Raw genomic sequence first — 14,371 nt, 5'->3', positions numbered from 1 at the left:
TCTCGCGCGTCTTATGAGTGAACTTATCCAACGCGACTTCGCGCTCGACCCCGAAGACAATGCCCGCCTCGCCAACCTGTGCGGGCCGTTCGACGAACACCTGCGGCAGATCGAGTTGCGGCTGGGCATCGAGATCAACCATCGCGGCAGCATCTTCCAGATGATCGGCGAGGAAGTGGCGGCACGTGCAGCCGAGAAAGTGCTGCGCGTGCTCTACGCGCTGACCGAGGACGAGGCCCTGACCGGCACCAAGATCAACCTGCATCTGGCCGAGTCCGGCATCGACGCGATCGGCGCCGACGCCGCCGAAGGCACGCAGGAGGTGGCGATCCGGGTCAAGCGCGGCGTGATCAAGGGCCGTGGCCCCAACCAGGCGCGCTACCTGCACGCGATCGCCAGCCACGACATCAGCTTCGGCGTGGGTCCGGCCGGCACCGGCAAGACCTATCTGGCGGTGGCCAGCGCGGTCGAGGCGCTGGAGGCGAATCGCGTGCAGCGACTGCTGCTGGTGCGCCCGGCGGTGGAGGCCGGCGAGAAACTCGGCTTCCTGCCCGGCGACCTGTCGCAGAAAGTCGATCCCTACCTGCGCCCGCTGTACGACGCGCTGTACGAAATGCTCGGCTTCGAGAAAGTGGCCAAGCTGATCGAGCGCAACGTGATCGAAATCGCGCCACTGGCCTACATGCGCGGACGCACGCTCAACGACTCCTACGTGATCCTGGACGAGGCGCAGAACACCACCGTCGAGCAGATGAAAATGTTCCTCACCCGGATCGGCTTCGGCACGGTGGCGGTGATCACCGGCGACGTCACCCAGGTCGACCTGCCGCGCAACACCCGCTCGGGCCTGCGCCAGGCGATCGAGGTGCTGCGCGGGGTCAACGGCATCAGCTTCACCTTCTTCACGTCGCGCGACGTGGTGCGCCACCCGCTGGTGGCGAAGATCGTGCGCGCCTACGAGGCGTTCGAGCAGAAGGAAGGCGACGACGCATGAGCGCCCCGGTGACACTTGCCGTCAGCTATGCCGTGCCGCGCATCGGCCTGCCCGCACCAGCCAGTTTCCACCGCTGGGTCGAGGCCGCCTTGCGCGGCGCGAAACGGCGCAAGCGCAGCGAGCTGGCGATCCGCATCGTCGATGCTGCCGAAGGTCGCGCGCTCAATCGCAATTACCGCGGCAAGGATTACGCCACCAACGTGCTGTCGTTTTCCGCCGAACTGCCGCCCGGCCTGAACCTGCCGCTGATCGGTGACCTGGCCATCTGCGCGCCGGTGGTGCTGCGTGAGGCCGCCGAGCAAGGCAAGCTGCCGCGCGATCACTGGGCCCACCTGACCATCCACGGCGTGCTGCACCTGCTCGGCCATGACCACATCGAAGAAACCGAGGCCGTCGCCATGGAAGCGCTGGAAACCCGCATCCTGGCTGGCCTTGGCGTTGCCGACCCGTACGCCTGAGCCGGCGTGCTCCCTCCCCTGCAAGCAGGAGGGAGGAGCCAAACCGCGTGGCCTGTGCCCTGAACCGTCACGATTTTTCCGCTAGAATCGGCCTTCCGCCCGGTTTCGGGCTGAAACCCAACGAGCAATGAGCGACGACCCCGGCAGTACCAGCGGCCCGGCCCACCGAACCTGGTGGGATCGACTGGGCCACATGTTTTCCGGCGAGCCACGCAACCGCGACGAACTGATCGAGGAATTGCGCTCCGCCCAGACCAACGGACTGCTGTCCGTGAACACCCTCACCATGGTCGAGGGTGCGCTCAAGGTCACCGAACTGAGCGTTGACGACGTGATGGTGCCGCGCGCACAGATCGTCATGCTGGCGGCGGCATCGCCGCTGCCCGACATTCTTGCTGCCGTGGTCGAATCCGGCCACTCGCGCTTCCCGGTGCATGGCGAAGACAAGGACGAGATCCTCGGCATCCTGCTGGCCAAGGACCTGCTGAAATTCTTCGGCGCCGCCGAGCACTTCGACATCCGCTCGATCATGCGCCCGGCCGTACTGATCCCCGAGTCGATGCGGCTGAACGTGTTGCTCGAAGAATTCCGGCTGAGCCGCAATCACATGGCCCTGGTGGTCAACGAATACGGCGGCGTGGCCGGCCTGATCACCATCGAGGACGTGCTGGAGCAAATCGTCGGCGAAATCGATGATGAGCACGACGACGAGGAAGAGCCCTCGCTGATGCACGAGCAACCCGGTGGCGACTGGCTGGTCAGCGCGCTGACCCCGATCGAAGACTTCAACGAGCAGACCGGCGCCGGCTTTCCCGACGAGGAATACGACACCGTCGGCGGCATGGTCACTTCCGAATTCGGTCACCTGCCCGAGGTCGGCGAGGAAGTCGCCATCGGCGACTACCTGTTCCACGTCACCCATGCCGACGATCGCCGGGTGCAGGGCTTCCGCGTGGTGCGCCAGCCCACATGACGATCGCCCGTTTGCCGGGTGGCCGCTGCCGCTCGTATGGCCTGCTGCTGGTGTTGCTGCTGTGCACCCTGCTTTCGCCGGCGCGCGCCAGCGTCGCCAACGCACCGGGCGCCAACCTCGAGGTGTCGCTGATCACCTACGGCGCAGGCGAAACCTATTGGGAGCGCTTCGGCCACGATGCCATCGAAGTGCGTGACACCGCCTCCGGCGAAGCGGTCAGCTTCAACTACGGCGTGTTCGACTTCAACGAGGCGAACTTCTTCGTCAACTTCGCCCGCGGCCGCATGCACTATCTGATGGATGCGGCACCGACCAGCCTCGACGAAAGCTATTACGTCGAGGCCGGGCGTTCGATCACCCGCCAGACACTGGCGCTCGATGCCAGCCAGGCCGCGGCCCTGCGCGACTTCCTGTTGTGGAACCTGCGCCCGGAAAACGCCGGCTACAACTACGACTACTACGCGGACAACTGCACCACGCGCGTGCGCGATGCGCTGAACCAGGCGCTGGGCGGCGTGCTGGCCAGCCAGCTGAAGTCCCGCGCCGGCACCATGACCTACCGCCAGCAGACCGATCGCCTGATGAGCGCCCAGCCCTGGCTGATGCTGGTGCTGGACCTGGGCCTCGGGCCGTATGCCGATCAACCGCTTGATGCATGGCGGGAAAGCTTCCTGCCCGAAGTGTTGCAGGCCCAGCTGCGCCAGGTGCAACTGGACGACGGCCATGACGGCGTGCGGCCGCTGGTTCTCAACGAGCAACTGGTTTCGGCGAACCGGCTGGAGGTGCCGCCGCTCACATCGCCCGACCTGCGCCTGCCCCTGGCGTTCGCCGGGTTGCTGGTCGCTGCACTGCTGCTGCTCGGCCGCCGCCGCTGGCCAATCGGCTACGCCATGTGCGGCACGCTTTACCTGGTCGCCGCGGCCCTGGTCGGCATCGTCTTGCTGGCGCTGTGGACGCTGACCACCCACCACTCGGCATGGGCGAACGCCAACCTGCTGCTGTTCAACCCGCTGGCATTGCTGCTGCTGCCAACGCTGTGGCGCGCGCGCCGCGGCCTCGCCGCCTCGCGCTTCATCGATGGCGTGATCGCGATCCAGCTGCTTGCCTGTGTGATCGCGGTGCTGCTGCACCTGCTGCCGGGGACCGTGCAGCAGAACCAGCCGTGGCTGCTGTTCGCGCTGCCGATCTGGCTGGTGCTGGCATGGAGCCCGCGCCGCCCGCGCTGATGCGCGTTGCCCCGCCCGCAGGCGCGGGGCATCATGCGTTGCATGAATCCGATTTCGCCCGCGCCAGACTCCAGGACGTCCACTGACCAGCCGTCCAGTGACCAACCAAGGCCCGCCACAGGCATGGTGGTCAATTGCATCGCCTACCACCAGGATGGCAGCCGGATCGGCGAGGTCACACTTGATGCAATCAGCGATGTGCTGGCCGAACCGGACACCTTCGTCTGGGTTGGCTTGCACGAACCGGATGAGGCGTTGTTGCTGAAGATCCAGGACGAATTCGGCCTGCACGACCTGGCCATCGAGGACGCCCATGCCGCGCACCAGCGCACCAAGATCGAGGCCTACGGGGACTCGCTGTTCCTGGTGGTGCAGACCGCGCAGCTGATTGACGGCCAGCTCGCCTTCGGCGAAACGCACATCTTCTTCGGCCCGCGTTACCTGGTCACCGTGCGCCACGGCGCATCGCTGTCCTACGCACCGGCGCGACGCACCTGCGAGCACACCCCGGAGCTGCTGGCGAACGGTCCCAGCTACGCGCTTTACGGGGTGCTCGATTTCATCGTCGACAACCTGCTGCCGATCGTGCGCGACTTCCGCGAGGAAGTGCAGCAACTCGAACACGACATCTTCGGCGAGACCTTCAAGAGCAGCACGATCCGCCGGCTGTACGACATGCAGCGCGACCTGATGACCTTGCGCCTGGCGGTAGCGCCGTTGCAGGACATCGTGCAGCAGCTGATCCGGCTTTACCCGAACCTGATCCCCGAGGAACTGCGCGCCTATTTCCGCGACGTCTACGACCACGCGTTCCGCGTCAACGAGGCGATCAGCGCGATGCGCGAGATGCTCACCGCCGCGATCAACGTCAACCTGTCGCTGGTCAGCCTGCGTCAGAACGAGGTGATGAAGAAGCTGGCCGGCTGGGCCGCCATGCTTGCCGCACCTACCCTGCTGACCAGCTGGTACGGCATGAACTTCACCCACATGCCCGAGCTCAGCCGCCCGTGGGCCTATCCGGCGATGATCGTGGTGATGGCCACCATCGTCGGCGGCATCTACATGGCACTGAAGCGCGCGCGCTGGCTGTAGTGCCGCGCAGCGGCAAGCGGTTGTCGACACGCCACGGAACCGTCAACATGGCCGCTGCTTCCATCCTGCCCGCCGTGACCGCATGAACGATTCCGCCAGCCGCATTCCCGCCGACGCCAGCGCGCCGGTGGAGACCCTCTGCGAAGGCCGCTGGTTGAGCCTGCGCAAACGCGGCCGTTGGGAATACGCCGAACGCAACAACCCCGGCGGGGCGGTGATCATCCTGGCGGTGACGCCCCAGGACAAGGTGCTGTTCGTCGAGCAATACCGCGTCTCGATCCTGCAGAACACCATCGAGATGCCGGCCGGCCTGGTCGGCGACCTGCCCGGGCAATCCGGCGAAGATGTCCTGCTGGCGGCGCAACGCGAACTGGAGGAGGAAACCGGCTATCGCTGCGAACGGATGGAATTCATCCACCAGGGACCGTCGTCGTCGGGCATGAGCACCGAGATGATCGCCTTCGCCCGCGCCTGGGACTTGCAGAAAGTCGGCCCCGGCGGCGGCGACGAAAGCGAGAACATCGTGGTGCACGAAGTACCGCGCGGCGAAGCCGGTGCCTGGTTGTTCGCCCGCGCCGCGGACGGCTATTCGATCGACCCCAAGCTGTTCGCCGGCCTGTGGTTCATCGAGCACGGCAAGCCGCTCGACGCCACGAAAGCCTGAGCCGGCGAGCGCTCAGTCGCGCCCCGGTCCGAAAAACGGTCCGCGCAAACGCCATACCGCGACGCCCAGGCCTACCAGCGAAACTGCCAGCCAGCCACCCATGGTCTGCATGTCGCCCAGCCACAGCACGGCAGCCACCACCCCCACGACCAGCGCACCCAGGCCAAGCGCCAGCAGTGGGTCGCGCCGTTCGCGATGGGCCGACAACAGCACGAAGGCGCCCAGCGAAGCGAGCAGCATGGAAAGGATCCGCCAGCTCCAGACGAACTCCGGTGGTACTGGCAGGTCCGGGAAGAGGTCCAGCAGCGGCACGTCGCCCACCTGCACGATGTAACCCTTGCCATCCGGGGCGTCGGCGGCAGCCTCCAGCCGGTCGCCGTCGATGCGTCCCACCACGGTCAGCTCCTGCAGCGGCACCTCGTTCCAGCTCACCCGCACATCCCCCAGCCGCGGGTCGCCCGGCCGCGCGCTGGTGACCAGGTAGTTCTGGTAGCGCGAGAAACTGGCCGCGAGATTTTCCGGCAGCACGGCGGCATCGGGCGACACCTGCACCGTTCCGGGCATGGCATGCAGCAACACCGGATCCAGCTTGAATCCACCCAGCTGCACCAGCCCCGCATCGAACTGTTTGCCGTCGATCGGGAAGCCGACGGGATTGGCGTGCCCCTTCGAGTCGACGAAGTGACCGGCGTCCAGCAGGTGATCGACCCAGTCCAACTCGTAATGAACGCTGTCGCCCACCCTTATCTCGCGCCACTGGAACATTTCCACATGACGCACCAGCACCGGCGTGCTTGCCCGCAGATTGAAATCCGGGTCACGCGGCGCCTCGACCACGCGCGGCGTGCCGGTAACGCGTGCCATGGCGCCGTGCTGGCCCGCTTCCGGGCGCGCGTTCTCGCCCAGATCGATCACCTCGCCACCATGCAGGCTGGCCGCGGCGTGGTAGTCCTGCAGGCCACGCGCCGTCGTCGCCACCAGACCGATCCCGGCCAGCACCAGCAATGCGCCCAGGACGCTCAACGCCAGCGCACTCACCGAGATCCCCTTGCCCAAATCCATCAACCTGCTCCGATCGTAGCCGGCGGCAAAATACTGCCCGCCATGGCTACATCATGCAGCATCCGGGGACGGCAGCGAATCCCGCACTCATGGATGTCGTGTTACTGCACCTTGCCCAGCCCGGACGGCCGACGAGGATCACTGGCGGCGTCCAACCTGTTCGACTTGCGGTCCCAGGTCACCACGTTCATGAAGCCCCACGACTCGCGCGGCTTCAGCGTATAGCCCATCTTCGTCAATGCCGCGCTGGTGGCAGCGTCGAAGGTGCCCTCTTCCACGTTGACCACGTCGGGCATGTACTGGTGATGGAAGCGCTTGTGGGCGGCGATCTGCTGCGCGCTTTCGCCGTCGATGAAATGCAGGATGCCCTCAAGCACCTGGGTGATGATGGTCGAACCACCCGGCGAACCGATTACCGCCGTGCGGTCGGCGCCGATCACGATGCTGGGCGACATCGACGACAGCATCCGCTTGCCAGCCACCGGCGCATTCGCCTTGCTGCCGAGCAGCCCGTAGACATTCGGCTTGTTCGGTACCAGCGCGAAATCATCCATCTCGTCGTTCAGCAGCACGCCGGTGCCTGCAGCGACAAAGCTCGACCCCATCGTGTAATTCACCGTGGAGGTCACCGCGGCCATGTTGCCGTCGGCGTCGATGATCGAGAAATGCGTGGTATGCATGCCCGGCTCGGCCGCCTCGGCCCGTGGCAGCATCGATGACGGCGTGGCCTGGTCCGGCAGGATGCTCTGGCGCAGGCCGTCGGCGTAGAACGGCGACAGCAGCATCTCCAGCGGCATCTTCACGAAGTCCGGATCGCCCAGATAATCGTTGTGGTCGCGGAATGCGCGGCGCATCGCCTCGACGATGTAGTGCACGCGCTGCACCTGGTCCATCTTGGTCAGGTCATAGCCGGACAGGATATTGAGGATCTCGGCGATCGCCACGCCGCCGGACGATGGCGGCGGTGCGGTGATGATCTGGTAACCGCGGTAATCCACGGTGATCGGCGTGCGCTCCTTCGCCTTGTAGCCGGCCAGATCGGCCAGCGTCCAGTTGCCGCCGGCCGCCTTCACCGCAGCGACCAGCTTGTCCGCCGTCTCGCCGTGATAGAAGCCGTTGTCGCCGTGCGCGGCGATCAGCTCCAGCGTGCGCGCCTGGCCCGGGTCCTTCCAGAGCGCGCCTGCGGCTGGCGGCTTGCCACCCGGCAGGTATTTTGCCGCCGAGGCCGGCCAGCGCTGCAGGTCTTTCTGCATGCCGGCGATCGCCCCACGCAGGCGCTCATCCGGCTCGAAACCGTTGCGGGCGATGCGGATCGCCGGCGCCAGTGATTGCGCCAGCGGCAAACGCCCATAACGCCTGGCGATCAGCACCAATCCCGCCGGCTCGCCCGGAATGCCGGCGGACAGCGGACCCTTCAGCGCGGTGTCACGGTTGGGGCTGCCGTCGGGATTGAGGTAGTCCTTGGCATTCACTGCCGCCGGCGCGGTTTCGCGTGCGTCGATGAACACGTTGCGGCCGTCCTTGGCACGATGCAGCACGGCCATGAAGCCGCCACCGATGCCGGAGCTTTCAGGCTCCACGATCGACAGCGTGGACGCGACTGCCACCGCGGCGTCGAACGCGTTGCCGCCCTTGGCCAGTATTTCGAGGCCGGCTTCGGTGGCGTGGAAGTTCGCGCTGGCAATCGCCGCATGTCCCGGACGCTGGACCGAGACGTGATTGTTCGGGGCTGTGGTCGTCTTCGTCGGCACGCCATCGGCGGCGAAAGCGCCGCCGGCGACCAGCAGCAGGCCCAAAGTCACTATCCGCCAGTTCATGGACATGCTCATGCCGCGGACTCCTTTGCCATCAGGTGGTGATATTTCAGTTCAAGCTGCTCGTGCGATTCGACGTGCTGCGGGTCGCTGATGATGCATTCGACCGGACACACCACCACGCACTGCGGTTCGTCGTGGTGGCCCACGCATTCGGTGCACAGCGACGGGTCGATCACATAGAACTCCTCGCCCAGCGAGATGGCCTTGTTCGGGCAAGCCGGTTCGCAGACGTCGCAATTGACGCAGGTGTCGAGGATTTTCAGGGACATGATTGAAAACAGGAGTGAGTGAAGAGAAGCGGGAAATGAGAGAAAGCGAAGCGCAGCCCTCTCCACTCACTCTCTCCACCCACTCCTGCTTTATTACATGGCGACGAAACGCACCGTGGCGCCGGTCGGCTTGAGCACGGCGTCGACGCGCTGCTCGTCCGCCTTGTCACCGATGAACAGGACGATCACGTCCTTGAACGAACCGGGCTTGGCGTCCTTGAAGGCCTCGGCCACCAGGTCGGCGGTCTTGGCCGAATCGGGGCCGGCAAACACCAGCATGTTGCCCGGCAGCACGCCGCGCGCCACGGTGTCCTGCACGTTCGACAGCTGACGACCGCGGCCGGCCACGGCGTCGGCGGAGTCGCCTGCCGGCACCAGGTACGGGTACGGGCGATCAGCCTTCATGCCCTGCATGTTGTTCTGCACGATCTGGCCAAGGTAGGCATTCCATGCCTTGATGTCGTTCGGATCGGTCGGCTTGGTCGCCTGCTGGCTGGCCTGCTGGCCGGCCTGCTGGGCTTCTTCGTGCTTGCCGCAGGCGCTCAGGGCCAGGCTGGCGGTCAGCGCGAGGGCAGCAATGAGAGCGAACTTACGCATGGTTATCACCTTCTGTTTCGGGTTGCTTGTTGGAGCCGGCGAGGCTCTTCTGCCAGCGCTGCCGCATGGCCTGTTGTACCGCCGGATGCACGAAACCGGAAATGTCTCCGCCGAGGCGGCCGATCTCGCGCACCAGCGAGGACGAAATGAAACTGTATTGCTCGGCCGGCGTCAGAAACAGCGTCTCGGCCTGGGGAATCAGATGCCGGTTCATGCTGGCCAGCTGGAACTCGTATTCGAAATCCGACACCGCGCGCAGGCCGCGAATGATCACGCCGGCGCCCACCTGTTCGATGAAGGTCGCCAGCAGGCAGTCGAAGCCGCGCACCTCCACGTTCGGCAAGTCGGCCAGCGCCATCCGCGCCAGCGATATCCGCTCGCCGATGCTGAAGCCCGGTCCCTTGCTGGAACTGTCGGCCACAGCCACGATCACGCGATCGAACAACGGCGCGGCGCGGGTCACCAGGTCGGTATGACCATTGGTGATCGGATCAAAGGTGCCCGGGTAAACGGCCAGGCGCGGATTGCCCAAGGGTTTGCTCACAAGACAGAAACGGCAGTGGTTGTGCCACTAGCTTAACGGAAGCGCGCGCCGATAGAGCGCAAAACGCACCTCGCCCGCCTGACCTTCCCGATGCATCCGCCAGTTCACTGGCAAGGCGGGCGACACACCGCGGGGCGATTCCACGTAAATCCACGCCTGCGCGGCCAGCCAGCCGCCCTGTTCCAGCAATGCGGCCAGCACCGACCACAGATCCAGCGCGAACGGCGGATCGAGGAAGACCAGATCGTGCGGCTGCCCGGCCTGCTGCAGGAAACCGGTGGCGTCCGCGGCCACCACCTGGCTGCCATCCACCTTCAACCGCGCAAGATTCGCCCGCAGCGCCTGCGCCGCCGAAACATCCCGTTCGACGAACTGCACGGCAGCCGCTCCGCGCGACCAGGCTTCGATACCCAGCGCGCCCGTGCCCGCGCACGGGTCCAGGCAGCGTGCACCCTGGATTACCGGCGCCAGCCAGTTGAACAGCGTCTCGCGGACCCGCTCGGCGGTGGGTCGCAAGCCCGGCAGGTCAGGCACGTCCAGGCGGGAATTGCGCAGCTGGCCGCCGATGATCCGGATTCGCCCCGGGCTGCGCTTGCCGCTGCCGCTCATGCGATCGCGCCGGCGGCACGCGGCGCCTCAGCGGGCAGTACAGGTTGGAGTGTTAGCATGCCGCCCATTGTCTTTGAATCCCGGCCGCAATGCTCAAGTTCTGGAAGAAAAAGCCCGCCGAAAAGGACGCGGAACAACCAACCTCTCCCGCACCGGTCGGTGCCGTGATGGTGGAGGGCCAGGCGCCTGCGCTGCATGAAGCGCCGACCGAGGTGCCGTCGCCGACCGATCCCGACCGCTTCGAGGCGGCCGCCGCGCCCGCGACAGATGCCGCCGCAACACCGGCCAAACGCGGCTGGCGCGACCGGCTTTCCGGCAACCTGTTCTCGCGCAGCCTGGGCTCGCTGTTCGTGCGTCACCCCAAGCTCGATGACGACCTGCTCGACGAACTGGAAACCACCCTGATCACCGCCGATGTCGGCATCGAAGCCAGCACCGAACTGGTCGAGAACCTGCGCAAGCGCATGCACAAGCGCGAATTCGCCGACGCGCCGGCGCTGCTGGCCGCGCTGCGCGAGGCGCTGGTTGCCATGCTCAAGCCGGTCGAGCAGCCGCTGGACGTGCGCCATCGCAAGCCGTTCGTGGTACTCGTGGTCGGCATCAACGGCGCCGGCAAGACCACCACCATCGGCAAGCTGGCCCGGCGCTGGAGCGATGAAGGTCACGCGGTGATGCTGGCTGCCGGCGACACCTTCCGCGCCGCCGCGGTCGAGCAGCTCAAGACCTGGGGCGAACGCAACCAGGTGCCGGTGATCTCGCAGGGCCAGGACGCCGATTCGGCCAGCGTGATCTTCGATGCGTTGCAGGCGGCCCGTTCGCGCGGCGCCGACGTGCTGATCGCGGACACCGCCGGCCGCCTGCACACCCAGGGCGGCCTGATGGACGAACTGGGCAAGATCGCCCGCGTGCTGAAGAAAATCGACGCCGACGCGCCCCACGAAGTGCTGATGGTGCTGGACGGCACCACGGGCCAGAACGCGGTCAACCAGGTACGCCAGTTCCGCCAGATCGTCGGCGTCACCGGCCTGGTGGTGACCAAGCTCGACGGCACGGCCAAGGGTGGCGTGGTGTTCGCGCTGGCCCGCGAGTTCGGCCTGCCGATCCGCTACGTGGGCCTGGGCGAAACCGCCATCGACCTGCGCACTTTCGACGCCGCCGCCTTCGTCGACGGCCTGCTGCCGGCCAGCCTGGGCGTCGGAGCAACTGGCTCATGACCGCGCCGCAACGGCGGAGCTGAACGCATGTCGCGTCGATGGCGGTTGATCCTGATGGCATGTGGCGGGCTGGCCCTGGCGCTGGTGCTGGCGGCGATCATCGCGGTGTACCTGCTGCTGCAGCCGGAACGCTTCACCCGCATGCTGCAGACCCAGGCCCGCACGGCCGGGCTGGAATTGAGCCTGGCCAGTCCGGCCAGTCCGACCCTGTTTCCACGCCCGGCCCTGCAACTGGACGGCATCACGCTGAATGCCACCGGCGCCACCGCGCCAATCCTGCTGGCGGCACACGGCCAGCTTGCTTTGCCGTGGCACACCTTGCTCGGCGGCCCCACCGTCATCTCGCAACTGGAAATCGACTCGCCGCGAGTTGACCTGGATGCCCTGCAGGAGTGGCTTGCCTCGCTGCCGGCCCAGCCCGCGGGGGCACCGCCGAACATTCCGCGGATCGACACCGGCGTCAGCATCAGCCACGGCAGCGTCGTGCGTGGCAACGAGGTGCTGCTGGGCAACGTCTCGCTCGAAGCCGGCAGCCTGGTCACCGGCCAGCCATTTCCACTCGACCTTGCCGCGGTCACCGCGGCGGGTACGCCGGTGCAACTGCGCTTGTCGGCCACACCCCGCATCGAAGGCAATGCGCTGCGGTTGCAGAACATCACCCTGCATCTGGCGCAAGGCAAGTCCCTCCGGCTTGCCCTCACCGGCAGCGCGTACTGGCATGGTGCGGCCAACGCCGTCGCCAGCCTGGCCGGCAAACTGGAACAGGCCAACCAGGACCAGTACGCCATCTCGCTGCGACTCACTCCCGCCGATCAGAGCAACCCCTTGCTGCTGGCGCTGAAGCTCGATGGCCCCGCCAACCATGCCGACCTGAAACTGCCGCCATTGGCGCTGGCACGCTGGTGGAGTGACCTGGGCGATCCACGGGGTCCGCAGTTGAGCGTGCCACCGGGCAGCGGCCACGCCGAGATTGCCAGCATCCAGGCCGCCGGCATCAATATCGAAGGCCTCACCATCCAGGCCGGCGTCGACGCACCCGCCCCCGCCAGCACGGTCGCCGCACCCGCGGCGAAACCCGCGGCCAAGAAGAAACCATGAGTGCCGGTTTCGCCAGGCGACTGCTGCGCTGGTTCGACCAGCACGGCCGCAAGGACCTGCCATGGCAGCAGGCACGCGCCGATGGTCAGCGCGACGCCTATCGCGTGTGGCTGTCCGAAGTGATGCTGCAACAAACCCAGGTGGCCACCGTGGTCGGCTATTTCGAGCGTTTCGTCGGCGCGCTGCCGACGCTCGGCGCACTGGCCGCCGCCGAGGAAGATACGGTGCTGGCGCTGTGGTCGGGACTGGGCTACTACCGGCGCGCCCGTTTCCTGCATCGCGCTGCGCAGATCTGCGTGGAGCAGCACGGCGGCCATCTGCCGCTCGACTTCACCGAACTGGGCGCGCTGCCCGGCATCGGCCGCTCCACCGCCGGCGCGATCCTCGCCCAGGCGCACGGCCTGCGTTTTGCGATCCTCGACGGCAACGTCAAGCGCGTGCTGGCCCGCTACCACGGCATCCATGGCCATCCCGGCGAGAGCGCGGTGGAAAGACAGCTGTGGCTGCGCGCCGAAGAACATACGCCGAGCACGCGCGTGGCGGACTACACCCAGGCGATCATGGATCTGGGTGCCACGATCTGCACGCGTTCCAGGCCACGTTGCGACGCCTGTCCACTTGCCGCCGACTGCGCGGCCCGTCGCGACGACCTCACTGCGCAACTGCCCACCCGCAAGCCAGGCAAGATCCTTCCGACACGCGGCACCATCATGGTGATCCTGCGCGATGCCCATCGCCGCGTCCTGCTGGAACGCCGTGGCCCGCAAGGCGTGTGGTCGGGTTTGTGGAGCCTGCCCGAAGCGAGCGATCCGGACGACGCCTGGCGCGTGGCGCGGCAACACGCGCAGATCGACGACGCACAGGCACTGGCCCCGTTCACCCACGTCTTCAGCCACTATCGGCTCGGGATCGAGCCACTGCTGTTCGATCGCGCGACACCCGCGCGAGGTATCGCCGATAATCCGGGCCTGCGCTGGTGCGACATCGACGAACTCGATGCGCTCGGCCTGCCCGCGCCGGTGCGCAGCCTCTTGCTGCAGGTCAACGACGCCGGCTGAGCCCATCCTGCAAACTTTGCACAGCATTTGATCCGTCTGCCCGCAAGGGCCGCACAGGAATGACACCATGAGCCGCACCATCCATTGCAGCAAACTCGGCACCGACGCCGAAGGCCTCGACTTTGCGCCCTGGCCCGGCCCGCTCGGCCAGCGCATCTACAGCGAGATTTCCAAGCCCGCCTGGCAGCAATGGCTGGCCCACCAGACCACCCTGATCAACGAGTACCGGCTCAACCCGCTCGACCCGAAATCGCGCAAGTACCTCAGCGAACAAATGGAGAAATTCCTGTTCGGCGGCGACTTCGACCAGGCCAACGGCTTCACCCCGCCGCCCACCGAGTCTTGACGAAACGCCGCGCATTCGGTCTAATGCGCGGCTCCACGCATCAACAGCAACCCTCCCGGTTGTGCTTGATCGCCAGGTTCCCGGCCGGGTAGCTCAGTTGGTAGAGCAGGGGATTGAAAATCCCCGTGTCGGCGGTTCGATTCCGTCCCCGGCCACCATGCATGTCATGTGTCTCACGAAAGCCGCACCTGTTGCGGCTTTTGTTTGCGTGTCCGAAACGTGCAGTACCGCCCCGGGGTGCGGTTCGGTCCTGAGTGGCTCGTGACGCAGAAGGGCATCGGCGCAGCTGGTCGATTTGGGTCACTCCGCGACAACTTTTGCATGGTCGAGCCCTCGTCAGGTGGCAAGCT

16 protein-coding genes and 1 tRNA gene are annotated in these 14,371 nt (G+C 66.4%); 11 read left to right on the top strand and 6 right to left on the bottom strand.

Annotation, left to right across the window (positions count from 1 at the left end; all coding sequences use genetic code 11):
- The first annotated feature begins 13 nt into the window (after positions 1-13).
- The 6 genes from ACQGNJ_RS09685 (at position 14) to ACQGNJ_RS09660 (ending at position 5,407) form a co-directional block, all read left to right on the top strand.
- On the top strand, positions 14-994 hold the full coding sequence (locus ACQGNJ_RS09685) for a PhoH family protein (RefSeq protein WP_426689035.1): 981 nt from the start codon (positions 14-16) through the stop codon (positions 992-994).
- Entirely contained in the window at positions 991-1,452 is a 462-nt protein-coding gene (gene ybeY / locus ACQGNJ_RS09680) for an rRNA maturation RNase YbeY (RefSeq protein WP_426689034.1), read from the top strand. Before ACQGNJ_RS09685 ends, ybeY begins: the two co-directional genes overlap by 4 nt.
- Before the next feature lie 127 nt (positions 1,453-1,579).
- Positions 1,580-2,425: a CorC family transporter gene (locus ACQGNJ_RS09675; RefSeq protein WP_426689033.1), complete on the top strand. Its 846-nt coding sequence runs from the start codon at positions 1,580-1,582 to the stop codon at positions 2,423-2,425.
- Positions 2,422-3,651 carry a lipoprotein N-acyltransferase Lnb domain-containing protein gene (locus ACQGNJ_RS09670; protein WP_426689032.1) on the top strand — a complete coding sequence of 410 codons (1,230 nt, stop codon included), beginning with the start codon at positions 2,422-2,424 and terminating at the stop codon, positions 3,649-3,651. Before ACQGNJ_RS09675 ends, ACQGNJ_RS09670 begins: the two co-directional genes overlap by 4 nt.
- A gap of 42 nt (positions 3,652-3,693) precedes the next feature.
- Complete coding sequence (corA, locus tag ACQGNJ_RS09665; protein WP_426689031.1) at positions 3,694-4,743, top strand: magnesium/cobalt transporter CorA; 1,050 nt, start codon at positions 3,694-3,696, stop codon at positions 4,741-4,743.
- Between the two features lie 82 nt (positions 4,744-4,825).
- The gene (locus tag ACQGNJ_RS09660) at positions 4,826-5,407 is read left to right on the top strand and encodes an NUDIX hydrolase (RefSeq protein WP_426689030.1); all 582 of its coding nucleotides are present in this window, start codon (positions 4,826-4,828) and stop codon (positions 5,405-5,407) included.
- Positions 5,408-5,419: 12 nt separating this feature from the next.
- Here the strand turns inward: ACQGNJ_RS09660 and ACQGNJ_RS09655 are convergent, their stop codons facing one another.
- From ACQGNJ_RS09655 to rsmD, 6 genes are all read right to left on the bottom strand, one after another.
- The gene (locus ACQGNJ_RS09655; RefSeq protein WP_426689029.1) at positions 5,420-6,469 is read right to left on the bottom strand and encodes a TMEM43 family protein; all 1,050 of its coding nucleotides are present in this window, start codon (positions 6,467-6,469) and stop codon (positions 5,420-5,422) included.
- A gap of 101 nt (positions 6,470-6,570) precedes the next feature.
- Entirely contained in the window at positions 6,571-8,298 is a 1,728-nt protein-coding gene (ggt, locus tag ACQGNJ_RS09650) for a gamma-glutamyltransferase (protein ID WP_426689028.1), read from the bottom strand.
- On the bottom strand, positions 8,295-8,555 hold the full coding sequence (locus ACQGNJ_RS09645) for a YfhL family 4Fe-4S dicluster ferredoxin (RefSeq protein WP_426689027.1): 261 nt from the start codon (positions 8,553-8,555) through the stop codon (positions 8,295-8,297). The genes ggt and ACQGNJ_RS09645 overlap by 4 nt, the downstream gene beginning before the upstream one ends.
- Before the next feature lie 93 nt (positions 8,556-8,648).
- Positions 8,649-9,152 carry a hypothetical protein gene (locus ACQGNJ_RS09640; protein ID WP_426689026.1) on the bottom strand — a complete coding sequence of 168 codons (504 nt, stop codon included), beginning with the start codon at positions 9,150-9,152 and terminating at the stop codon, positions 8,649-8,651.
- A complete protein-coding gene (coaD, locus tag ACQGNJ_RS09635; RefSeq protein ID WP_426689070.1) occupies positions 9,145-9,684 on the bottom strand; it encodes a pantetheine-phosphate adenylyltransferase in 540 nt (179 codons plus the stop codon). Before coaD ends, ACQGNJ_RS09640 begins: the two co-directional genes overlap by 8 nt.
- A 39-nt stretch (positions 9,685-9,723) precedes the next feature.
- Positions 9,724-10,305: a 16S rRNA (guanine(966)-N(2))-methyltransferase RsmD gene (gene rsmD / locus ACQGNJ_RS09630; RefSeq protein WP_426689025.1), complete on the bottom strand. Its 582-nt coding sequence runs from the start codon at positions 10,303-10,305 to the stop codon at positions 9,724-9,726.
- Between the two features lie 89 nt (positions 10,306-10,394).
- On the opposite strand from rsmD, the gene ftsY reads away from it, so the two are divergent.
- The 5 genes from ftsY to ACQGNJ_RS09605 all read left to right on the top strand — a co-directional run bounded on the left by ftsY (position 10,395) and on the right by ACQGNJ_RS09605 (position 14,179).
- Positions 10,395-11,519 (top strand): signal recognition particle-docking protein FtsY, encoded by a 1,125-nt coding sequence (gene ftsY / locus ACQGNJ_RS09625; RefSeq protein ID WP_426689024.1) that lies wholly within the window; start codon positions 10,395-10,397, stop codon positions 11,517-11,519.
- A 27-nt stretch (positions 11,520-11,546) separates the two neighbouring features.
- Positions 11,547-12,617 (top strand): AsmA family protein, encoded by a 1,071-nt coding sequence (locus ACQGNJ_RS09620; RefSeq protein ID WP_426689023.1) that lies wholly within the window; start codon positions 11,547-11,549, stop codon positions 12,615-12,617.
- Positions 12,614-13,675, top strand: coding sequence for an A/G-specific adenine glycosylase (gene mutY, locus ACQGNJ_RS09615; protein WP_426689022.1), 1,062 nt, complete (start codon positions 12,614-12,616; stop codon positions 13,673-13,675). Before ACQGNJ_RS09620 ends, mutY begins: the two co-directional genes overlap by 4 nt.
- 67 nt (positions 13,676-13,742) lie before the next feature.
- Entirely contained in the window at positions 13,743-14,021 is a 279-nt protein-coding gene (locus tag ACQGNJ_RS09610; RefSeq protein ID WP_426689021.1) for an oxidative damage protection protein, read from the top strand.
- A gap of 82 nt (positions 14,022-14,103) precedes the next feature.
- Positions 14,104-14,179, top strand: a tRNA-Phe gene (locus tag ACQGNJ_RS09605).
- The last annotated feature ends 192 nt before the right edge of the window (positions 14,180-14,371 follow it).

It is taken from the genome of Rhodanobacter ginsengiterrae, from assembly GCF_050026815.1.
Classification (GTDB): domain Bacteria; phylum Pseudomonadota; class Gammaproteobacteria; order Xanthomonadales; family Rhodanobacteraceae; genus Rhodanobacter; species Rhodanobacter ginsengiterrae.
Note: the sequence above shows the minus strand (reverse complement) of the source record. Positions and strands in the feature narration are given on the sequence as shown.